The organism is Porphyromonas asaccharolytica DSM 20707 (assembly GCF_000212375.1).
Taxonomy (GTDB): domain Bacteria; phylum Bacteroidota; class Bacteroidia; order Bacteroidales; family Porphyromonadaceae; genus Porphyromonas; species Porphyromonas asaccharolytica.
The window spans coordinates 1637156-1661329 of record NC_015501.1 but is presented as its reverse complement, the minus strand read 5'-3'; the positions used below and the strand labels follow the sequence as shown (position 1 = coordinate 1661329).

Genomic DNA, 24174 nt, shown 5'->3' with positions numbered 1-24174 from the left:
GTATGGGAGGTTGCGCCGATCGCTATTTTCAGTACTTTTGTCCGTAGGAGCGTAGTTGCAAATGGCTCAGCGACCTTGAGTTTGCTTTGCTCCACACTTTCTACCCAAGATTACCACTGCCAGATGAACGAAATAAGAAGATCTACCCGTCCTCTGTCAAGGCTGACTAGCATATCCATCTGCGCACTTTGCGCTGCGCTCTTGCTGATAGCATGCGTGCGGTCACCTTGGCAATATGACCGCTCAGAGGGTAACCAGCCCTATCTATCTGTCGACACGATACGACTAGACACGCTCTACAGCTCACTCTCCTCAGCGACCTATGTAGCGATGATCTACAATCAGCACGACCAGCCACTACTTCTTGATGAGGTGGCACTCTTGAGTGGTGGCAATAAAGGGTATCGCATCAACGTAGACGGACGTAGCGGCTCGAAGATGCAAGATATCACGCTGCCTCCTCGTGATAGTATCTATATCTTTATAGAGGCGACCTTTATGGCTGGTGACTCTGATCTGCCGACGCTAGTAACCGACTCGCTCCTTTGGCGCTGTAATGGGGTCACCCACTATACCCGCATCGAGGGCTATCGGCAAAACATCTCTACCCTACCTGCCAACTTGCACATCGCGAAAGACACACTCTGGAGTGGCGAAAGGCCTTACTTGATCGCCGATAGTGTCACCATAGAGCCTGGTGTGCGACTAACGATTGCCGAGGGAGGGCATCTGTTGCTACCTCAGGGGGGCAGGATCATCGTGCGGGGCGCCTTGACACTAGCGGGCTCCGCCTCTCGCCCTATCCTTATAGAGGGTATCAGACGAGACAACCTCACTTCAGATGTCTCCTATCGTCTCCTACCGAACCAGTGGGACTACATACAGTTTACAGCAGAAAGCCAGGGCAATGAGATCCGCTACACGACCATTCGCAATGGACGAGGAGGAGTGACCTTCGTCCAGGGAAACGATCCTCTAGCAGATCGACTACTTCTTCAGTCCAGCACGATAACCAATATGGGCGGAGATGGCTTGACCCTCGCCGGAGGGAGCTATACTCTACGAAACAGTGAGCTAAGCAACGTGGGCGGGACATGCCTATCTATGAAAAAAGCCTCTGTGCAGGCAGAGCACCTAACGGTGGTGAGTGACTACCTATTTGACCACAGACGCACTCCTGTACTCTATGTAGGTGAGGGGGGCAAGCTCCAGATGATCAATAGCATTGTAGATGGGCGGCAGACGATCACACTGCAGAGCGATACGCTTCGTCGCTCAGGCGAGCTAGCGTGGCACCCCTCGGCTCAGTCGCAGCTAGATCTACAGCATTGCTACCTACGACTAGAGCAGGACTCTATTGTAGCTAAGCGGATTATCGAGCAGCTTTTTCCAACTTGTCATCGAGCTACCGTACCCTTTGTAGACAGCTACTGGATGCTAGGCAAAGATTACAAGGATCGCAACAACAGGCAGGTACCATATCACTTTCACTTTGACTTTCATCCTGTGGAGACGGCTGGCTTGCAAGATCTCTCACCTATCGCTCCTACGACCTGTGATCTCGATCGTATGGGCCTGCCACGACGCAAAAATCGACTAGGTGGCTATACCGTGGGAGCCTACGAGGCGGTCACACCGCCTGAGGAGAAGGAGCGGAAGCCATAATCCTGCTAATTCTTATTCTGAAGAATTGGGCGAGCTAGGTCTGATCTGTGACCAGCTAGATCTCTTTTGCGACAGAAAAACAAACGCCCCACGTGGGGTTTGTGTCAAGAGCGATTATAATGTCTTAGCCTTGGCTGGAGACTATTGACTTTTGCAACAGTCTCGCCTGGGCAAATTCAACACTGGCTCATTACAATAATTTAGAGCCAACTACATATCGAAACGGAACCGTGTCGGGGGAAACTGATTTCCACGTGGATATTTCGAAATCTCCACGTGGGGAATTTTTATTTTCCACGTGGGGAAGAAAAAATTCTTCGGAGGAATCAAATGAAACTTCGCCCAAGTTTCACGGGAGGGGACGTGTAACGGCTGCTGGGAGCGGGCGGTAGCGTTTGTGTTATGGACTTTGTGTCCTACAGATTTTGATTTTCCTAAAGGGGGCTTCTCGTAAGCCTAGCTTTTGGTAGATCTCGGTGGCTTGTTTCGAGGGCTTGCTACATTGTCGCATTTCGACCTTTTCGCCCAGCGGATTGACGCCTTCGGTGGTGACTAACTTCTGTGTAGACATACGTCGGACGATCTCCCGCCAGTAGCAGTTCTCGCCCTGCGCTTTGAGTCCACAGCGTATGGTATTGACAACCCAGTAAGCGAGCAGGCCAAAGAAAAGATGGGCATCGCTGCGCTGATCCGTCTGATGAAAGAGCGGGCGCAAGTGTAGATCCGTCTTGAGCTGACGATTCGTGCACTCTATCTCTCGGATCAAGTTGTAGTAGTCCCAGGTGGTGCGCTCGTCTAGTGTACGGACGTTGGTGCGCAGGAAGTAACCGCCGTGACCGCCCTCTACCTTGGAGAGGTCTTTGATCTTCCAAGCCACCTCTTGCATCTCTAGGGGCTTCTCCTCACTGCGGATGTAGTTGATCTCGTAGTAGCGTGCAATCGACGGATAACGCTCTATGGCTCTGCCTGTTCGCTCCACGACCCTTTCGTACTTCTTCGTGCCTCCCTTCTTCTTGATCGCCTCGTTTATCTTGATCAACTCAGCCTCAAAACGACTGCGCCATTGCCTGTTCATAGAGGCTTCGGTCATCGCTTTTGAGGGGGAGGTAATCTCTAGAAAATAGTCCTCATCGGGAGCCGTGTGCACCTCACGAAGCTTGATCTCTCGCTTGCTGGAGTCCTGCACGACGATACACTTGTGGTTCTCTCGGAGGGTGTACTCCTTCAGCCTCGTACGCGAGACGCAGAGGTAGTTGTAGCCCTTCGCTTTGATTTTCGTTAGGTTCTCCTCAGTGGCAATGCCCGCATCCATAACGATCAGCGTCTTTTCCTTTCTGGCAGGGCTTTTCTGAGCCAAGCTCTCAATCATATCGGGCAAAGACTTCGGGTCTGCCGTATTGCCCTCGAGGATCGAAGAGTAGCGAATGAACCCCTCTTTGTTGATGCACAGTGCCAAGACGAGGAGTTTGCAGTCGGAGCGTTTTTCTTTGGATCGACCAAACTTGCTCTTCTGGCTATTGCGCTTGCTTCCCTCAAAGTAGAAGTTAGTCAAGTCAAACAGCATCAGCTTATTGTCTATGTTAAAGAGGTGGTCGGTCATCATGCAGAGATGATGCTCAAGTTGCTCCTTGAGGGCAAAGAGCTGGTCGGTAATCGTGTAAAGCGCATTCCTACCTGGGAGCCAATCGGGGCGACCTGAGTAGAGTTCAGTAGCCGCCGAATTGTCACGCATAGTGAAGTAGGAGGCGTGCTCAGAGGTGGCATAGACGGTGCGAACGATCAGTGCAGAGAGAGCCGTGTGGATGGCCTGCTCCGACCAACCTTGACGCTTCAAAAAGCTCTCCAGCTCTAGCTTATCAATGGTTTGCTTGCAGAGCCACTCGGCTCCCACATTGCGAGCATCGGTGTGCTTGGCGGAGTCCAAGTCGATGTAGTGCTCCGCCTCCTTGCGAGCAGCCTGCTCTCGCTTGTCAAAGCGATCTATCCCGCCCTCCTGAACCATCCTATTCCACCATTCGTCAGCCTTAGCTTGTTCGTGTTCGGTCAACCCATTGAGTCGTTCGGAGAAGAGCGTCGTGGCGTGACGATTCTCAAACCTATTCGTCAGTGCACGAGCGATCTTCTTAGCCTGCAGAGCATCAATGGAGGGGTCGAAGCCGACGTTGAGCAGGATCAGCGAATGGACATTTCCCCGCACATCACGATAAGACTCCTTCAGTCGATAATAAGGAGCCTTCTCGCCGATTGTAGGGTTGAAACGGGTCTGAACATTTGCGTGCATGGCGCAAAGTAACAACAAATATTTCACCCAAAAGTGTCCTACAAATCGGAATCAGCTCCGATCGCCAAAAGCCCCCTTTGACACTCAGCGAGTTACGACTCTCGCCCCCTCAAGTTTCGGGGCAAAACGTCCCGAAATTCATTTTTGCCGTGAAACTTGGGTTCGGAGGAAATGAATGACGCCCACGTGGAAAATAAAAAATATCCACGTGGAGATTTGAGATTTTCCACGTGGATATTCGAGAAAGGAGAGAATCGGACAAATTTCCCCGTAAAGATATGTAAATGGAGATTAGAGGTTAGAAATTAGAGAGAGTCGGAAGTGTCTGAGGTATCGGAGTGGGTCGGAGTGGATCGGAGGGCGCAGTCAGGTGGTGACGTGGACGGGCGGACACATAGGTCCGCCCCTACCGAGGGTTACTCGTCTATGATTTCTAATCTCTAACCACTAACTTCTAATCTCTAACCACTAACCACTAACTTCTAAACTCTCCCCTCTAACCTCTAACTTCTAATATCTAACATCTAATCTCTAACTCCTATTTTCGTACCTTTGTACGCATCTATCCATTTCGTCCTAGGGTGGCTCCACGCAGATCAGACACCGAGGATGTTTTTGGATTATTCAGATGGCACCAAACTTAGCTTATGAACTCCGTACGAAGACGTCGTAAACTCTTTTGGATCCTACTCCTCGTCCCACTGACAGTACTGCTACTATTGGTGGGGTCGATCTACCTGCCTAGTGTACAGCGCTGGGCTGTCGATCGTCTCGTACATACCCTCGAGGAGCAGACAGGCTGGAAGATCACCGTCGAGGAGATGCGCATTAGCTTCCCGCTGCGGGTACGTGTCGACAAGTTACTCGCCACGGAGGGCAGTGACACGATTATATGGGTTGATGAGCTACGCACCAGTCTGCCGCTGATGCCTCTCTTTAATAAGCGCATAGAAGCTCCTCACCTGAAGCTACAAGATGCCGTCGTAGCGATGCCTCTAGATAGTCTCAATCGTAGCCGTATCGATGCTCGTCTAGGTAATATGGAGGCGGGGCATGTGCAGGTAGACTTGAGCTCGATGGATATAGATATCGCAGCAGTCTCGTTGGCAGATGGGTTCTTTGCGTACACTCAGACAGATACTACTGAGAGTAGCGAGCCTGGACCTCCTATGAGTATCAATGTCAATCGTGTGGATCTCACGCGCTTTGCTAGTTATATACACCTCTACCCCTCTGGTGTACATACAGATGCTCTGATCGATCGTGGTGCTATTGACAAGGTGATGGTGGAGATCCCAGACTTTAACCTACTCATAGATCATATTGATGTAGACCTGACTAGGGCAACCTATGCAAGAGATACAGCTACCGTAAGACTCCCCTATGTGGATTACAGTCACATGTCTTATCATGATGCTCATGCAAATATAGACGGACTCGCTATCAACAAGCATGGGTTGGTACAGATGGACATTAACCAGCTGAGTCTACAAGAGCAGAGCGGAGCTCAGATGGAGCAGTTTAGTGGGTACTTTAAGCTAGAGGACAAAGTGATCAGCATGCGCAACTTCTCGCTAGCTACGCCTACGAGCGAGCTGACGGGCGATCTGATCCTGCCCCTAGATCTCTTCTCTGGTGATGAAGAGGCGGTTGTCACAGCTGAGCTCAAAGGGACCTTAGCGCCACAAGACCTATACTACTACACACGCATTAGTCTAGACAGTATGCTCTATAGCCCGGGCGCTCACAAGCAACTGGCCGATGTGCCTCTGTCGATAGACTTACGCTCGCGAGGCTCGCTGAGGACCTTGGATATATACAATCTAGAGTTACAGCAAGAGGGCTTCATAACACTCTCTGCTAGTGGCAAGGCCACAGACATCCTCGATGAGAAAAAGCGCACAGCCTCTCTGCAAGGCAATATACAGACAGAGCCTGCGGCTAAACTGCTCCTAGCCTTAGCTGGGATAGACGAGGCGTCAGGCTCTGTGACGCTACCAGATAGGATGGATCTCGACCTAGACGGCACACTACACGGAGATCAGATCACCGCAGATCTGCATCTAGGCACTCCTAGGGGGGCGCTATCCCTCAAGGGACTATATGCCCTGAATCAGCAGCGCTACAAGATCGACGGCCAGCTCGATGGTCTTGATGTCGCTCAGTTTATGCCACGAGACTCGATCGGTGTGATCTCGGGAAAGATCAAGGCAGATGGCACAGGCTTGTCCCTGAAAACGAAAAACAAGAATGGACTCATTGCTGTAGACCTCGATGAGGTCAACTATCGAAACTATACGCTCCACAACCTCGCACTCGATGGCTTTCTGCGTGGGGACTCCGTTGCGGTCTCTCTACAGGCTAACGACCCTTCGGCACAGCTCGCGGGGGACCTTGCAGGGACGCTTATCACAGCTGGTGGGCAGCCCTCCTTCGGTGGTAAGATAGATCTAGATGTCTCTCATTTAGACCTACAAGCTATGGGGCTGAGCGATAGTATCATGGAGGGTCGCATGAGGTTGACAGCAGATCTCTACAGCGACTTTGCAGAGACTCACATGATCGATGGCAAGCTCTCAGGTCTACACCTTGCTGTCGGCTCACAGCGAATAGATAACGAGCAGATCGACCTACGCCTAGCTAGTGACACAACACAAGTCTTAGCACAGCTCGGAGGCAACGATATCGACTTGAGTGTCACTACGCAGGAGGGTCTAAGCCACCTCTTGACCTCCATATCGGGCATCTCCAAGTGGGCCGGGGAATATCAATTTGACACACCCCGATTGACCGCTTACAGCGACTTAATAGGCGTCCTACCCAATGCTCACATAGCTCTACACATGGGTTCAGAGCATCCGCTTCGATCACTACTAGAGAAGTACAATGTCTCTGTAGAGTCTCTCGATGCGGATCTACTCACCAGTCCTAAGCTAGGGATCAATGGACGTATCGAGCTGCACCAGCTACAGTACGACACGATACAGTGTGACAATGCCCTTCTCCAGCTGACGACACTCTCCCCGAGTCGTCCTATACTCCTAGACCATCTTACCCATGTAAGCCAGCAGTTGCCCTCTGAGGCTATGCGACCGCTGCTCCTGTCGGACCTTTCCGATCAGTTTAGCTCTGAAGAACTCGCCCAGCGATATGTGCATCCGTTGCTACAAATAGATCTAAGCCTCGAAGGGGAGCGACAAGACAAGCGTCCACCATACAAGATCATCGGATCGGCTCAGACAGACCTTGTGGCCATGAATCTAGACTTCGACTGGCTACGAGACCATGAGCTTTACTACAGTTTAGGAGCTAGTGGCTATTACAATGCCCAGGGCTTTGGTGTAAGCCTATCCAACAAGGATATCTATCTCGCTGGTGAGCGGCTTCGTGCGAATGAGGACAATGCGCTCTTTTACTTCCATGAGGACAACCAGATCTTTGCCAACCTCGAGCTGACGAATCCTCAAGGAGCCAAACTCACACTGCATAGTGATCTGGATGAGCCGAGCGATGTACAGAGCTTGCTCTGCAACGTACAGCGACTAGAGCTGAGCGACCTAGCGCGTATCCTGCGCCTACCAGATATGAGTGGACGTACCTTTATGGATCTGCGCATAGAGCGTGTGGACAACGTCTACCGTGCCACGGGCGACCTTTCGGTCAATGACATGACTTACATGGATGGAGATCTAGGCAACGTGAGTGTCGCTTTCTTCTATGAGCCTCGTGACAACGCTTCGCAATATGTCACAGCTCAGGTAAGTAGCAATGGTAATCTAGCACTAACCGTAGACGGTATCTACCATAGCCGTAAGGGTGCAGAGGCTCTCGATATGAAGGCTTCTTTCGAATCCTTCCCGCTACGCCTAGCGAACCCCTTCATGGGTGGCAATCTCATTAGCTTAGCTGGTGCACTTGACGGCTCCATTGCTGTGACAGGGACACCTAAGAGTCCTATTCTCAATGGAGCACCACACATTACCGACGGATCTGTCGCACTCTCTCTGACGGGTAATCAGTACACGCTTGATAGTCGTCCGCTGAATATCGAGCAGAGCCGACTAAACCTCACGGACTACAAGCTAACGCTACAAGGCAAGGAGACCTCTCTCTACCTCGATGGTTGGCTATACCTCTTTGGTCCAGAGGCTCTCAAGAGCGACCTCCGTCTCTATGCCGACCATGCACAGGTGATCGACAGCAAGTATCACAACAAGCAGTCGATCTATGGCCGGGCTATCCTCTCTGCAGACCTACGCCTGCAGGGCTATCTGACAGCACCTCAACTACTTGGATCTGTCACGCTACATGGAGGTACCAATGCGACCTACGTCATGTCTCAAGCAGCTATTAAGGCGCAGGATAATATGTCGGGCGTTGTAGAGTTTGTCAATCTCTCCGACACTACCAGTGTAGAGGAGCCTCAAAAGAGTCGGTCTCAATCTCTCGGTCGTATGGATCTATCTGTGGCGCTCCATATCGAGCCCGCAGTACAGATAGGTGTCGACCTCTCCTCTCGTGGACAAGACTACGTACGCATACAGGGCGGTGGTGACCTCCGTCTGAAGTATCCACCACTCGGCACGATGAGTCTCGTAGGGCGATACGACTTCAATGGTGGTGAGGTACAGTATGAGTTCCCCGTGGTGGGACGTCGACACTTCGACATTAATCCCGAGAGCTACCTTGTCTGGAGTGGAGAGCCCCTAGATCCTTACTTACACTTCATCGCTTCGCAAAAGCTACGTGCCGACGTGACTAGAGGAGAGACAACCAATAAGGTAGACTTTGAGGTATCCATCAAGGCTGATGAAAACTTGAAGGATATGTCACTCGCCTTCGACCTGGCAGCACCCGAAGACCTAGAGACGCAGACTCAGCTCTCCTCCATGAGCGAAGAGGAGCGTGGCAAGCAGGCAGTAGCTATGCTCGTGTCGGGTACCTACCTCGCCTCTGATATGGGACAAATGTCGATGGAGAAAGTACTCAGCAACGTCGCCATGAGTGAGCTTAACAACCTAACGGGCAAGCTACTCCAGGGGACGAATCTATCTCTCGGTATGGAGCTAGGAGGCTACAATCAGTCGCAGCTACAGCAGACGAACTATACCTACAGCTTCAGCCGTCGCTTCCTCAATGATCGCATACGCTTCGTCATCGGCGGGCGCGTAGCTTCGGGCAATCTACCGACCAACTACGAGCAGACCTTCATCGACAACGTAACCTTTGAGTATCGTCTTGATGAAGCGGGCAGACAGTATGTCACGCTCTTCCATAGACGTAACAACGACAATATGCTCGAGGGCGTAGTAACCGAGACTGGTGCTGGTTATTTGGTCAAGCTCAAAGCGCGTCGCTTCGTGGATCTCTTCGATCCTCGCAACTATATGTGGTGGCAAAAGAAGAAAAAGTCCGAAAAGCCTTCCGATCCCAAGAAGCAGCCTGACGAACTAGATAAGATACCGTCAGACAGCACCTCTGTATCGGTCGCCTCGGATAGCCTATCACACGCTACGCCCATCGTACCTGATACCGTAACCTCAACCTCCCAAACTCCACAGCTATGAACCGTAATCTCTACAGCAGAACAAGCATAGCTCATGCGCTACTCCTACTCATCGGCACCATACTGGCTCTGAGTAGTTGCTCTGTGACACAGCACATACCCGAGGGTGAGCTACTATATATAGGTATCGGCAAGACACGCATCAACGGAGACGACGGTAGTGACGCAGCAGATCGCGCTATATCTCACATGGAGAAGGTTCTTAATGTACCGCCCAATGACGCATTCTTCGGAAGTGCTCGCTCTCGCTTTCGCATCCCTATCGGACTTTGGTTTTACAATGGCTTTGTCAACGACAGTACTTGGGTCGGTAAGCGCCTTTATAAACTCTTTGCTGAAGAACCCAAGCTCATTAGCGATGTACGTCCTGATGTTCGTGCCAAGCAGTCTCAATTTATTCTGCACGAGCACGGCTACTTTAATGCAGTCGTGACCGATAGTATAGCACGCTCCTCTAGCGACTCGCTGCAGGCACGTGTCTACTACAAAGCTGATCTAGGAGCACCCTACCTCTACGACAGCATTAGCTACATGGAGCCATGGCTCCTAGGCAGTGGGGAAATACTCAATCATGCTGAACTGTCGAAGATACACAAGGGAGACCAGTTCAACTTCGCTCAGATCCTCCAAGACCGCAACATGCTGGTCACGAACCTGAGAGACCGTGGCTACTACTTCTACGCTCCCGATCTGCTCGTCTATCAGGTAGACACCCTACTCACCCCAGGCAAAGTCTATATGCAGGTACGAGAGCAGAGTGGCTACCCCAACTACACCTTCGAGCCATGGCGCATAGGCTCCGTACACGTCTTACTCACAGAGGACGATCGGCTCGCACTGACGGATACGATGCAGTTTAAGGGGATCACACTGCACTACCGAGAGCATCCGAGGGTGCGTCCCGCAGTCTTTGCCAATAGAGTACAGCTACGCTCGGGCGAACTCTACTCGCAGTCTCTCGAGCAGTCTACCCGTCAGTCTTTGCTGGGGCTAGGAGCCTTTTCCTACGTCGACATGCAGTTTGTCGCTAGTGATACGCTGCACAACCTCCTCGACCTCTACATCACCGCTGAGCTAGACAAGCCGTGGGACTCCTCGCTCTCTGCGGTCTTCACGACCAAGTCCAACAACTTCATCGGTCCAGGGCTCAACCTCTCACTCGGACGTCGCAACCTCTTCGGGGGTGGCGAGCGTCTCTCGCTCGATCTCTACGGATCCTATGAGTGGCAGACCAATCGTACTCGTAGCAATCAGGACGTATCTATATCCGACATCAACAGCTACGAGGTAGGCTCTAACCTCAACCTACAGGCTCCACGCATCTTGCTGCCGTGGCTCTACGATCTGCACCTTACGCACGACGTGCAGACCACCTATACCCTATCTGCCTCTATGCTCAATCGTGCACGCTACTTCCAGATCACCTCTCTAGGACTGACCGCCAGCTATAGCGTACGCAATGCGCAGCATCAGCACATGATCACCCCTCTGAGGATACACTACAACCGACTCTCTCGCCAGTCCGAAAACTTTCAGAAGGTCATCACAGACAATCCTATCTTGGGTCTAAGCTTGCGGAGCCAACTCATTCCTCAGATGAGCTACCAGTACACCTTTGACAATATCTTCACAGGGCTAGGCAGTCATCACCTACACATCGATCTAGGTATCTCTCAGGCTGGCAATATCCTCAACGGGATCTACTCGCTAGCAGGTCGCAACTACCATGAGACTAAAAAGCTCCTCGGCGTCCCCTTCGCACAGTTTGTCAAGGGTACAGCAGAGCTACGCTACACCTACGGCATCGATCGCAACCAGAGCTTAGCCCTGAGAGCCGGCGTGGGGGCTATCTACAGCTATGGCAATATGACGGTGGCACCGTATAGTGAGCAGTTTTACGTAGGTGGAGCAAACAGCATTCGCGCCTTCACCGTACGTAGTATAGGTCCAGGGCGCTTCGTGCCACGCAATAGTCGCTATGCCTTTATGGATCAGATCGGTGAGTTTAAGCTGGAGATGAACGCTGAGTACCGCTTCCGTCTTGCGGGGGATCTGCATGGCGCACTCTTCCTCGACTCAGGCAACGTGTGGTTGCTTCGTCCCGACGAAAACCGTCCTGGAGGATCACTCCAAGAGATCACCGATGCTAAGGACTTCTTCAAGCAGCTAGCCCTCGGCTCTGGCGTAGGACTACGTTACGACCTCAACTACCTAGTCATCCGCTTTGATGTTGGAGTAGGGCTACACCTACCCTTCGAGACCACACGCCAGGGCTATTACAACCTACCCAAGTTTGCCAATTCCATTGGATACCACTTTGCAGTAGGCTATCCCTTCTAATTTCATTCTCGCTGTAAAACTTAGGTTGTAAAGCTTGTAGAGTTACTGGCTGATCGTGTCACGGATGATCTTTGCGACCTGCGAGACGCAAAGCTTGAGGTCATCGTTGACCACCGTATGGTCAAACTGCTCGGCAAAGTTGATCTCATACGAAGCACGACGCATGCGCTCCTCGACCAGCTCGGGGCTCTCAGTGCCTCGAGACTCAAGCCGGCGACGTAGCTCCGCAAAGGTGGGTGGCATGAGGAAGATGCTGACGACCTTGTCTCTATAAGCCTCTTGGATGCGCATCGCCCCAACGGCATCTACGTCAAAGAGGATGTTGCGTCCCATACTAGCCAACCGATCGACCTCGCTACGAAGCGTGCCGTAGTACTTGCCGGGGTAGACCTCCACATACTCTACGAGGCGATCCTCGGCGATCAACTGCTTGAACTGCTCGGGCGTGTAGAAGTAGTACTCCACACCATGCTGCTCATTGCCTCGTGGTGGACGGCTCGTGGCGGATATGCTGAAGGAGAGTCGCAGGCTCTCGTCTTGCATGAGCTGCTTGATGACGGTACTCTTGCCAGAGCCTGAGGGGGCAGAGATAAGGATGAGATGTGACATAACTTTTGGCACTTAGGTTTTTATAGTACGTTGAGGACTTGCTCCTTGATCTGCTCTAGCTCGTCTTTCATCCGGACGACGAGTTGCTGCATGGCGGCATTGTTGCTTTTGGATCCTAGGGTGTTGATCTCGCGCCCCATCTCCTGAGCAATGAATCCGAGCTTCTTACCTCTAGAGGGATCAGGCTCACCTGTCTGGACCAGCACCTCACGGAAGTAGCGGATATGATTGGCAAGACGGTTCTTTTCCTCGCTGATGTCTAGCTTCTCGATGTAGTAGATGAGCTCCTGTTCTAGCCTAGCCTCGTCGTACTGTATGGAGGTGAGCTGGGCTAGTCGCTCCTCGAGCTTGCTCCGTAGGTCTGTGATGCGGCTCTGCTCGTAGGGATCGACCTCTGCGAGTAAGGTCGCTATGCGGTCTAGCTTCTCCACGAAGATGCGCTCGAGCGATGCGCCCTCTTGCTCTCTAAAAGCGTTAAACTGATCAACCGCCTCCCCGATAGCTTGGCGCAGCAGCTGCATATCTTCATCGGTGAGAGGCGTCTCGCCCTGCTCTACGATGACGCCTGGGTAGCTGAGCAAGAGACGTGTCAGATCTTCGGGCTGAGGAATCCCTTCTGCCTCTATGGCGCTATGGATCTGATCGTAATAAGCACGTAGGAGGGGCGCATTGATCTGTACCTGAGGGGTGGTGCCTAGCGAATTATCTGCTGTGCGAATGGTCACGTCGACCTTGCCTCTGAAGAGTGCAGGGATCAAGATACCACGAAGCTCTATCTCTCGGTCTCGTAGGATGGAGGGGAGTCGGAGCGAGAGGTCGAGCTGCTTGCTATTGACGGAGCGGATCGAGACCTCGTAGGTGACACCCTCTAGGAGTAGCTGACTGCTACCATATCCTGTCATGGAGTAAATCATAGTCTTTTGCTGTGTGGGTGGATCAAAGTAAAGGTAGCGTACACACTACCCTACTGCGATCTTGTTGACTTTTTGGGAATAGCTAAAAGGGGCAAAGCTTTATACCAAAGCCTGCCCCTATATGATGATGCCTAGGCGTTGCGCCCGTGACAATTCTTATACTTCTTACCGCTACCACAAGGGCAAGGGTCGTTGCGACCGATCTTCTTATCCTTGACAATAGGCTGAGCCTTAGGCTGTGAAGCCTCTGTGGCGGCTTGTCCAGCTTGACGCTGTGCCTCTTGCTGGCTAGCGATCTCGTCCTTGGTCTCGCGGTACTGAGTACGGTCTGTATGACGCTCCGTCTGCGCCTCACGGACGGAGAGACTAGAGCCGGTCTCATCATTTTCGGGTAGCGGTATGCGACCACGCGTGAGGATCGTAGCGGTCTTACGGTTGAGCCCGTTAAGCATATCGCTAAAGAGATCGTAAGACTCTAGCTTGTAGATGAGGAGTGGGTCCTTGTTCTCGTAGCTAGCGTTTTGCACGGAGTTACGCAGCTCGTCCATCTCACGGAGGTGCTCCTTCCAAGCGTCATCCAGGGTGTAGAGCATGATCGTCTTGTGAAATTCCTTAACGATGCTCTTGCCCTCGGTGCGGTCTGCCTCGGCTAGGTCGCAAGGGATGTTGTATACCTTATTACCATCCGTGATCGGTATGATGATACGCTTGAACTTGTCGCCCTGCGTCTCGTAGAGATTGTGCAGGATCGGGTAAGCGACTGTAGCGATCTTCTCGCCCTTGTGGTTGAGTGCCTGATAGACCGTCTCAAAGGTCTTGTCGACTACCTCATTCGTGTGGGTCGACTTGAAGGCTTCTGGAGTCAGCTCAGTCTCTACGGCTAGCACCGAGAGGAGTTCGTTGCGGAATCCTTCGTAGTCGTCTGCCTCCTTATTCTTATTGACAATCGCCTCGGTCACGTCGTAGAGCATGTTGAGGACGTCCATACCGATGCGCTCGCCCATCAAAGCGTGGCGACGCTTCTCGTAGATACCCTTACGCTGTGAGTTCATCACATCGTCGTACTCTAGGAGGCGCTTACGGATACCGAAGTTGTTCTCCTCGACCTTCTTCTGCGCACGCTCTACAGAGTTGCTGAGCATCTTGTTCTCAAGCGCTTCACCTTCGCCAAAGCCCATACGATCCATCAGCGAAGCAATACGATCACTCGCAAAGAGTCGCATCAAGTGATCCTCTAGAGAGATGAAGAAGACAGAGCTACCAGGATCTCCCTGACGACCTGCACGACCACGCAACTGCCTATCCACACGGCGTGACTCATGTCGCTCCGTACCGATGATAGCTAGTCCACCAGCCTCACGCACCTCTGGCGAGAGCTTGATATCGGTACCACGACCTGCCATGTTGGTTGCGATGGTCACGGTGCCAGCTTGACCAGCCTGAGCAACGATTTCGGCCTCCTTCTGGTGTAGCTTAGCATTGAGCACCTGATGGGGGATCTTGCGCAGCGAGAGCATACGACTGAGTAGCTCACTGATGTCGACCGAAGTCGTACCTACTAGCACTGGACGACCAGCCGCTATGAGCCTCTCGATCTCCTCGATGACTGCGTTGTACTTCTCGCGAGCCGTCTTGTAGATACGGTCGTTCTGATCATCACGGATGACGGGGCGATTGGTCGGAATGACCACCACATCAAGCTTGTAGATGTCCCAAAACTCTCCCGCCTCCGTCTCAGCCGTACCAGTCATACCCGCCAGCTTGTGGTACATACGGAAGTAGTTTTGCAGGGTAATGGTTGCAAAGGTCTGCGTAGCAGCCTCGACCTTGACGCGCTCCTTAGCCTCGATAGCTTGGTGCAGACCATCTGAGTAGCGACGGCCATCCATAAGACGACCCGTCTGCTCATCGACGATCATCACCTTATTGTCTATCACCACATACTGATCATCACGCTCGAAGAGGGCGTAAGCCTTAAAGAGCTGATTGACCGTGTGAACACGCTCGCTCTTGATAGCGTAGTTGGTGATTAGCTCGTCCTTCTTAGCAGCGTACTCAGAGGGAGCGAGCCCCTCACCCTCCAGCTCTGCTAGCTGAGAGGCAATGTCTGGGAGGACAAAGAAGGAGGCATCCTCTGCACCCTTCGAAAGCATCTCGATACCCTTATCGGTGAGGGTGATGCTATTCATCTTCTCGTCGATGACGAAGTAGAGCGGATCGGTCACGATGTGCATCTGGCGCATGTTCTCCGCCATATAGATCTCCTCGGTCTTGAGCATAGAGGCCTTGATACCTGGCTCACTGAGGTACTTGATGAGAGGCTTGTACTTAGGTAGTCCCTTGAAGACCCGGAAGAGCAGTAAGAAGCCCTCGTCTACCTCTTTCTTGTCTTCGCTACCTATCTTCTTCTTCGCCTCTACGAGTAGCTTAGAGACGAAGTCCTTCTGAGCATTGACCACCTTCTCGACATTGGGCAGGTACTCCTCAAAGAGCTGATCCTCTCCCTGAGGCGTAGGACCAGATATGATCAGAGGCGTACGAGCATCGTCGATAAGGACCGAGTCCACCTCATCCACAATGGCGTAGTTGTGCGGACGCTGAACGAGGTCTGAGGGGGCTGTTGCCATATTGTCTCTCAGGTAGTCAAAGCCGAACTCATTGTTCGTACCGAAAGTGATGTCCGCATTGTAAGCCTTGCGGCGCCCCTCGCTATTGGGCTTGTGCTTGTCGATACAGTCGACGCTCAGCCCGTGGAACATATAGAGCGGTCCCATCCACTCGGAGTCACGCTTAGCCAGATAGTCATTGACCGTAACCACATGGACACCATTGCCTGGTAGCGCATTGAGGAAGACTGGCAGAGTAGCTACGAGCGTTTTACCCTCACCTGTCGCCATCTCGGCTATCTTACCTTTGTGCAGTACGACACCACCGATGAGCTGTACATCGTAGTGTACCATATCCCAAGTGATCTCGTTGCCTCCTGCTACCCAGTGGTTGTGGTAGATCGCCTTGTCGCCATCGATCTCCACGAAGTCGTGATCTATCGATAGATCTCTATCCATCTGCGTGGCAGTGACGGTGATCGTCTCATTATTGGCAAAGCGTCGTGCAGTCTCCTTGACAATAGCAAAAGCCGTGGGGAGGATCTCGTCAAGCTTGACCTCGATCTTCTCTAGCACGTCCTTTTCTATCTTATCAATCTTAGACCAAGCCTCCTCACGAGCGTCTATGTCGAGATCTTCGATGTCCTCTTTGAGCTTAGCAATCTCGGCACGCTCCGAGGCGACATACTCGTTGATCTCGTTGCGTAGCTGCTGTGTGCGATCTCTCAGAGCATCATCGCTGAGAGCCTGTATGGAGGGTTCGACCTCCTTGATTTTCTTAATGTAGGGTGTTATCTCCTTGAGGTCTCGCTGAGACTTACTACCAAAGAGCTTTGTGATGATATTACTGAGAGCCATAAAGTGGTTGATTATTTCTGATTGAATAGGGTAAAGAGTGGCGTTCCGTCAGCACTCATCGGCTGAGGGACACAGAGGAGATAAGCGAGCGAAGGCGCAACCGCATCGTACGATATAGGCTCCGTAAGCCTCTGCGAAGCTACGCCAGGAGCCATCAGGATAAAGGGAGCCGTGACACGTCGCTCTCTCTGCTGCTCGACACCTGGCTTCTCTCCTGCCACCTCTGCAAAGGGAGCTAGAGCCAGTAGCACATCGCCCGCATAGCTACGATAACTATGCGAGTACAGAGGCTTAGCCCAGGCAGGCTGTGAGAGTCCCCTCTGTAGTTGATATGCGGGGATTGCCCCGATGACACCTTCCATCTCGGATACAAAAGTAGCAAGATTATTGCTCATATCCTGCATATCGACCTTCTTATCTGCTATCTCCTTCTTATTTAGATGGAGCGTCTGATGGCTGTAGGCGATGACCCAGTCGTTGCGCCCATAGATGGCCGAGAGGTAGAGATTAGCCAGTGCGATACACTTAGCGGGGTCAAAGGTGACGACCGAGCGACGAGAAGGAGCCTTCGGCTGAGCTAAGTTCGCAACAGGGACTCCAACGATATTGAGCGCATAATGGTCTGCACCATATAATTCTTGCAGTAGAGCAGTGATCTGATGTATCTGCTCATTAAGCCGAGCGTAGGCGTCCTGCTGCTCTGGCGAATAGTCCGCATAGGCTACCCCACGAGTGCCTACCTCTAGGTCTAAGACCATAACGAGGAGCGTAGGCGACGTGCGACGTGCTTTGTGAGCGTAGCGTATGAACTCCTTAGATAGGTCCGTGATGGCATCATTAGCAAAGGGCGATGTCAAGAGGTCGCTCATACGCCATGCGCCCTCGAAAGTGTGAGCAAAGCTACCCTCCTTCGAGCCTTTCGAGAGAGGCTTCCAGACGGTCGGTGTAGTGCGTCCGCCCAGCGTGCGCTGCTCATTATTTGCTTTAAGAGCTAAGGCGGGCAAACCGCCGTAGAAGTTGGTCGTAGCCCACCAGCCGCTATGCTTATCGATCCATATAGCGCCCTCGGCATCGTGTCCCGCCACAGCAATGGCATCGTTGGCACGGCTCGCTATGGCATAGACAATCGCATCGCCCTGCGAAGAGCCCCTGAGTACGTCTGTGAGCAGTTCGCTACGTAGGACAGCGGGAGCTAGCTGCTCTGCGCTGTTGATGCCCCGATAGTCTCTATTGGCAAAGGTAGACTCCGACCGCTGTGTCTCCGCGTCATATCGCTCAGCTTGGTACACGCCATGTATCTCCGGCATAGCACCTGCCGAGAGCGAAGCAAGCTGCGCCACCTCGTCTAGTAATGGGTATGGATAGCGAATGTCGGGTGCTACCGTCCCTTGCTTCATCACCCCGTTCAGGCCATTACCACCCCACCCTGCCCGATAACTATCCAGCAGGTCGGTGCGTAGTCCCTTGACATAGATTTGCACCAGTATGTCAGGTCTCGTGCGCTGTGCCGAGAGTGCCAGCGGCAGTAGACAACTTAATGTGAGGAGGAGATAGCGAATAGGTCTCATCAGCGCTGTGTTTGTCGTTTAGAATAGGTCAAATAGGCTACCGAAAGGATAGCTGAGTTAATGGCAAGCAAGATGATGGGCAGCGAAGTGGTCTGCACGGCACAGACGACCAAGATCAGGAAGACCGCTACTGCCAAAGCATTTGCCGAGTGGAAGTACCGTGCGATGCGCTGAGCTTTGCCTCCCCTACCCAAGGCAAACCAAGCCAAGAGGAGGAGTGGATGAAAGACCAGCAAGTTGTAGTTAGGATCGGTGCAGGGATGTATCGAGACAAAGGTTAGGAAGCCCAAGATGCAGCCAGCACAAGCGTAAAGCGTCATCCAGAGCAATGTCCAGTAGCGGCTACGACGCAAGTAGCACAGCACGCCCGAGACGACCATTAGGAGCGACATCCACAGGACAGGCTCCAGCCACCAGTGAGCCACAGGCTGTGGAGCTGGTGTCGGTGTCTCATAAACGATCCGATTGCTCACGAGTGGCTTCGCACCTATCGGAGAGACGAGTGTCGCTTGCTGTAAAAGACGATCCATCTCCATCGGTAGGAAGAGACGATCCTCGACCGTCATAATTGTGTCGGCAGGCGCTCCCAAGGCTAGTTGTGTACCGAGACGATACCACGGATGATAGTCCGCATAGGCATCGATAAGACTGCGTAGCGACTCTTCTTTTGCCACTTGAGGCAGCTCTATGCGCCACCCCTGAGGGAGCGTTTGCTTGACAATAGAGTATGGTCGTGTAGCACAGTTGTCAAAAGCAAAGTTGTAGAGGTAGTACTTATTCTCCTCCTTGATGTTCCACGCTAGGTAGCTGCGTATCGCCTCTTCCTGCTCGGGAGAAAGGTCTAGCTCTAGCTCGTAGATGTTTTGCCCATAGGCATGGTAGCGGTAGAGGAAGTAGTCCCACGGCTCCTGCTGGACAAAGTAGCCGTCCGTCTCACCCTTGATAAACTTCGTGTAGAAGCCTGGTTGGTCGAAGTCAAAGACCCCATAGTTGTACACATAGTCGTCCTCCAGATCCTCTAAGCTACGCACACGCATCGCTGCGTGTCCATAGATCGTGTAGGCATCTGCCTGCGAGGGGGTGCAGAGTAGTATACTGATACGATGACATCCATCGGCAGTCGCACCAATCAGCGAGTCTGTACTGAGCGGCTCCTGCGCCGAGGCTGTGCTGCTCAGAGCGATACAGAGCGATGCTATAAGTAGTGTGAGTCTAGTCCACACAGTGTTCATTCGTACCATACGATTAGCGGTCTTTGTTACCCATACATATAAGGTATAGGAGATGCTTACTCAAGCATCTCCCTATACTTCTTGTCTATAGCCTTACGATCGGCTTCCGTCGGATTAAAGTGCTCCGACTGTGCCAATTGGTCGATCAACTTCTCGTCCTCTGCTGAGGTATGCTGTGGGATGAAGACATTCACATTGACCATCAGGTCGCCACGTCCATAACCCTGTACTGAGGGGAGACCCTTGCCACGCATACGGAGCACCTTGCCGGGCTGCGTGCCTGGCTCTATCTTGAGTCTTGCACTACCGTCGATCGTTGGAACCGTCACCTGTCCACCACGTATCGCTGTGTGGATGGGTATGAGGAGGTTGTAGATCAGGTCATTGCCATTGCGTATGAAGTCCTTGTGCTGCTCCTCTTGGATCACGACGAGTAGATCACCTGGTATACCTTCTTGGGGAGCTGCATTACCCTTGCCCTGCAGCGTGAGCTGCATACCGCCCACGACACCTGCTGGGATGTGAAAGGAGATAACCTCCTCACCCTGCACGACACCCTTGCCGTGACACTTAGCGCAAGGCTTCGTGACCACCTCGCCAGCGCCTCCACAGGTGGGGCAAGTGGTCTGCGTACGCATCTGACCGAAGATCGAGTTCCTCACGTCATACACGACACCAGCGCCTCCACAAGTCGAGCAGCTACGCTTGCCGTCGCTCTCTGTAGTGCCCTGACCATGACAGCCATCACACTGGATTAACTTCTTGACACGTAGCTTCTTGTCTACCCCGCTATTGATATCCTCTAGCGTGAGACGCACCGTAACGCGCAAGTCGCTACCCATAGGACGCTGTGCCCTACCGGAGCCAGTGCCGCCGCCGAAGTAATCGCCAAAACCACCTCCGAAGATGTCGCCAAAACGGGAGAATATATCATCTACCGTAAAGCCGCCACCTCCACTAAAGCCTCCGAAGCCACTAGCTCCGTCTACGCCACTATGTCCAAACTGGTCATAGCGACTCCGCTTGTCGGGATCGCTCAGCACATCATAAGCCTCCGCAACCTCCTTAAAGTGCTCCTCCGCCTCCTTGTCTCCAGGGTTGCGATCGGGGTGATACTTTAGGGCTTGCTTGCGGTAAGCCTTCTTTATCTCATCTGCCGAAGCGTCTCGTGAGACGCCCAGCAGCTCATAGTAGTCTTTCTTCGTTGCCATATATCTATCTTGTGCAGATCAAAGCTTTAAGCCTCTTAGTTGCCGACGACCACATGCGCGTGGCGTAGCACCTTATCGTGAAGCATATAGCCTGTACGGACGCAATCGATCACCTGCCCCTTCTGCTCTGGAGTAGGTGCCGGAATCATTGCCACAGCCTCGTGTAGGTTATCGTCAAAGGGACAGCCCGTCGCCTCAATCATCACGACACCCTGCTTCTCTAGGTAACCGATCAGCTTATTATATATAAGGAGTAGCCCCTCTACGATCGGATCCTCCTCGCTCTTGCTCTCACGGGCATGCTTGACCGCTAGCTCGAAGTCATCCACGATCGGGAGTAGCTCCTTGAGGACACGCTCCCCCCCATTCTTGATCAGGTCGCTCTTCTCCTGTAGCGTACGCTTGCGGTAGTTATCGTACTCAGCCAGCATACGGAGATGCTGATCATTGAGCTTGTCTAGTGACTCCTGTAGCTCAGCAATCTTCTGCGTCTCCTCACACTCAGGCGCCGCAGTGTCCGTCTCAGTAGCTGCGGCCGCATCGCATGCCTGCTCTGGTGTCTCTTGCTTCATCTGATCCTCTGAAGAGGCATCTATATGTTGTGGCTCTGTATGGTTGCCACCCTTCTTATTGTCCTTTTTCATATTAGCTCTATATTTCTATCACGAGACTATACAATAACCCTGCCAAAGAGCAACTACAAGCGTACTTGCCTAGCCAGACAAGTCATTCTGTCACCAAGCCGTAGCGACATATCTCGTAATGCAGGACAAAAGTACAACTAAATTTCAAGCTTCTCCATAAGCCAGACGTTAAGGTTGATCATGCTCTATGAGTATCATCATAAGCGAGCATAGCCTTTTGTCTCGTGAGCGGGCTCTCTGCATACATCATTGTACGCATAGTCTAACGATTAGTCAGACTATGACGACTCAGATTAATCTGCGACTGGTGACTACAGCTATAGCCTCGGAAATATTGCTCACACCAAGCTTCTGAAAGAGAGCCTTGCGGTACCCCTTGACAGAGTCCTCTGAGCGGTGGATGATCTGTGCTATCTCTCCAACGGACAAGCCTTGGTGTGCTAGACTGATTACGGCTTTTTCCTGTTCACTGAGTGTGAGGTCTTCGATCTGCTTCCAGCGACCACTTTTTGAGGAGAGCCTCCATCGCTTACCTGAGTTGACCGCAGAGATATACGCCTCCCCTACCTCTCGTGTGTGAGCTAGAGAGACGAGACAGAGCGACAGCCAAATGTTACCCTCTGAGTCTAGCTTGAGTGGCGTGAGCTGATGATTGATCAAGAGCGGCTCTTTAGACTCGGCGGGTATGATCCGAAAGTTGTAAGCGATGGTGTAGTCAGTACGCTCCGAGACGGCTATCTCCTTAAAGAATTCGAAGCCTGCCCGATTGACACGCTCGAGGAATGCTAGATCCTCCTCAGGCACATGACGATAGTAAAACTGATACCCCTCGCTCATCACTTCGTCTACAGACTCGCCACAGAGGAAGAGCGGGTTACTAGAGATATAGAGGAAGTTCAGCTTGTTGTAATCAATGATATAGAGAGACTTGTAAGTAAGCCGAGCCAAAGCCTTGGCAGACTCCACATAGGGGTGTAGCCCCTGATATAGAGCTTCGTCTACTCGGGGACGTGTTTCTGCTGGAGGACTCAGTCGATCGTTTTCGTTACAAGGGAGACTCATATTAAGGACCACTCTTCTTATGAGCAAGCGACGCAAAGGTACTCATTTCGCACCAGACCCATTACCCGAAAGGGTGAAAAGTACAGGGATGACACATTATATCATTCATTCCTCGCTCATCGCTCATGTGTCGCTCCTAAAAAAACGATTATGATACGTCAGCCATCTCTGGGGAAATTCAACGACGACTCGTTACAATAATTTAGAGCAGCCTACATATCGAAACGGCATCGTGTCGGGGAAAACTGATTTCCACGTGGATATTTCGAAATTTCCACGTGGAGAATTTTTCTTTTCCACGTGGGGAAGAAAAAATTCTTTGGAGGAATCAAATGAAACTTCGGAGAAAATGAATGACGCCCACGTGGAAAATAAAAAATATCCAGGTGGAGATTTGAGATTTTCCACGTGGATCTTCGAGAAAGGCGGGAATCGGACAAATTTCCCCGTAAAGATATGTTATTAGAGATTAGAGGTTAGAAGTTAGAGATTAGGGGGGTGACGCACTAATCGTGCGCTCATCTACCTCTCTATGGAAGAAATCGAAAACACCTCGGTGGAGATCTCTGATTATCCAGTGAGGCGCAGAAAAACTCTTCGGACTTATGATTTCTTTCTTCCGAAGTTTCATTTCATTCTTCCGAACTTTTATTTCGGCCCTCCGTGGAGCTTAAATTCCTCCAATCTCACGAGTGCCCCGATGTAGGAACGCACGGATAGTGTTGAGTCCGAGGGCATCCATTTCCGTTAAAACCGACAGACGCTGTAACCTTTGACCCAACGGACGCCCTCCCGCTAGACACGACCGTGCGTCCCTACAAGTCGCTACACGTCAGCGTGTTGAGTCGTATTTCATGAGATTTGCGAAATTGAACCGCAGGGGTACGCTTTGTCAGTTCGTTTTTTATTTGTAATATTGCGCCTAGAAAGAAAAACCAACCGATACGTATTTGTCTGATCGCTATGGAAGGAAAAGAGACTAAAAAGAAAGCGGCAATAGTCCGAGAGAGCTTTAAGCTCTTTCTCGCACGGGGATACGATGCTGTCAGCTTTACAGATATTGAGCGCGCTGCTCAGGTCACTCGAGGTGCTATATTTCATCATTTCAGTGGCAAGGAGGATCTGTTTAAGCATGTCGCTGACCAATTCATCGATGCATTCCTCGAGGAGGTGGATTATGGTGCGGAGTACTTGACTAGTCCGACGCCCCTCAAAGACTTTATAGACACATGCTTGGCTCTCATAGAGCGACGGATGACCTATTTCCTCAGGGAGGTCGATGTGCGTGTCACGTCTGCCAGCTTTATGAGCTTCATCTTGTACCTAAAAGATCATCACGAGACCTGGAGCGAGCAGGTCCAGGAGTACGAAGCGAAAAAGATAGAAGCTTGGAGCAAGGCGATCAACCTCGCGAAGGATCGTGGCGAGATACGTCCCGACACAGATACGACAATGCTCGCAGAGACCTTTCACCACCTCTACCTAGGGCTCTCTTTCGAAGGAGCGATGATTGACACGCTCTCTATCGCAGCACTACGCAAGCAATGGGAGTACCTATACACCCTACACCATATAAACTGAAAGAGCTAGGAGCTACACCCGAAACCCTGTCAGAGCA

General features: G+C 52.0%; 13 protein-coding genes. 4 read left to right on the top strand and 9 right to left on the bottom strand.

All coding sequences use genetic code 11. The features are described from left to right. The first annotated feature begins 123 nt into the window (after positions 1-123). Positions 124-1665: a right-handed parallel beta-helix repeat-containing protein gene (locus PORAS_RS06410; protein ID WP_013760626.1), complete on the top strand. Its 1542-nt coding sequence runs from the start codon at positions 124-126 to the stop codon at positions 1663-1665. A gap of 400 nt (positions 1666-2065) precedes the next feature. Here PORAS_RS06410 and PORAS_RS06405 read toward each other — a convergent pair whose 3' ends face one another. Beyond that, a complete protein-coding gene (locus tag PORAS_RS06405; protein ID WP_013759745.1) occupies positions 2066-3946 on the bottom strand; it encodes an IS1634 family transposase in 1881 nt (626 codons plus the stop codon). Between the two features lie 647 nt (positions 3947-4593). On the opposite strand from PORAS_RS06405, the gene PORAS_RS06400 reads away from it, so the two are divergent. Together PORAS_RS06400 and tamL are read left to right on the top strand one after the other, a co-directional pair. Continuing rightward, entirely contained in the window at positions 4594-9513 is a 4920-nt protein-coding gene (locus PORAS_RS06400) for a translocation/assembly module TamB domain-containing protein (protein ID WP_013760625.1), read from the top strand. Then, positions 9510-11852, top strand: coding sequence for a translocation and assembly module lipoprotein TamL (gene tamL / locus PORAS_RS06395; protein WP_004331661.1), 2343 nt, complete (start codon positions 9510-9512; stop codon positions 11850-11852). Before PORAS_RS06400 ends, tamL begins: the two co-directional genes overlap by 4 nt. A gap of 42 nt (positions 11853-11894) precedes the next feature. Here the strand turns inward: tamL and gmk are convergent, their stop codons facing one another. The 8 genes from gmk to PORAS_RS06355 all read right to left on the bottom strand — a co-directional run bounded on the left by gmk (position 11895) and on the right by PORAS_RS06355 (position 22556). Beyond that, a complete protein-coding gene (gmk, locus tag PORAS_RS06390; RefSeq protein ID WP_013760624.1) occupies positions 11895-12461 on the bottom strand; it encodes a guanylate kinase in 567 nt (188 codons plus the stop codon). A gap of 20 nt (positions 12462-12481) precedes the next feature. Beyond that, the gene (locus PORAS_RS06385; protein ID WP_013760623.1) at positions 12482-13375 is read right to left on the bottom strand and encodes a YicC/YloC family endoribonuclease; all 894 of its coding nucleotides are present in this window, start codon (positions 13373-13375) and stop codon (positions 12482-12484) included. Positions 13376-13506: 131 nt separating this feature from the next. Further along, the gene (gene secA, locus PORAS_RS06380; protein WP_004331574.1) at positions 13507-16839 is read right to left on the bottom strand and encodes a preprotein translocase subunit SecA; all 3333 of its coding nucleotides are present in this window, start codon (positions 16837-16839) and stop codon (positions 13507-13509) included. An 11-nt stretch (positions 16840-16850) separates the two neighbouring features. Then, positions 16851-18407 carry an alkaline phosphatase family protein gene (locus PORAS_RS06375; protein WP_004331629.1) on the bottom strand — a complete coding sequence of 519 codons (1557 nt, stop codon included), beginning with the start codon at positions 18405-18407 and terminating at the stop codon, positions 16851-16853. Further along, entirely contained in the window at positions 18407-19639 is a 1233-nt protein-coding gene (locus PORAS_RS06370; RefSeq protein ID WP_245528072.1) for a lipoprotein N-acyltransferase Lnb domain-containing protein, read from the bottom strand. The genes PORAS_RS06375 and PORAS_RS06370 overlap by 1 nt, the downstream gene beginning before the upstream one ends. Before the next feature lie 56 nt (positions 19640-19695). After that, positions 19696-20850 carry a molecular chaperone DnaJ gene (gene dnaJ / locus PORAS_RS06365; RefSeq protein ID WP_013760621.1) on the bottom strand — a complete coding sequence of 385 codons (1155 nt, stop codon included), beginning with the start codon at positions 20848-20850 and terminating at the stop codon, positions 19696-19698. A gap of 35 nt (positions 20851-20885) precedes the next feature. Further along, positions 20886-21494, bottom strand: coding sequence for a nucleotide exchange factor GrpE (locus tag PORAS_RS06360; protein ID WP_004331593.1), 609 nt, complete (start codon positions 21492-21494; stop codon positions 20886-20888). Positions 21495-21782: 288 nt separating this feature from the next. Beyond that, positions 21783-22556: a response regulator transcription factor gene (locus tag PORAS_RS06355; protein WP_013760620.1), complete on the bottom strand. Its 774-nt coding sequence runs from the start codon at positions 22554-22556 to the stop codon at positions 21783-21785. Between the two features lie 963 nt (positions 22557-23519). Here PORAS_RS06355 and PORAS_RS06350 point away from each other — a divergent pair. Then, the gene (locus tag PORAS_RS06350; RefSeq protein WP_004331624.1) at positions 23520-24137 is read left to right on the top strand and encodes a TetR/AcrR family transcriptional regulator; all 618 of its coding nucleotides are present in this window, start codon (positions 23520-23522) and stop codon (positions 24135-24137) included. Positions 24138-24174 lie beyond the last annotated feature (37 nt).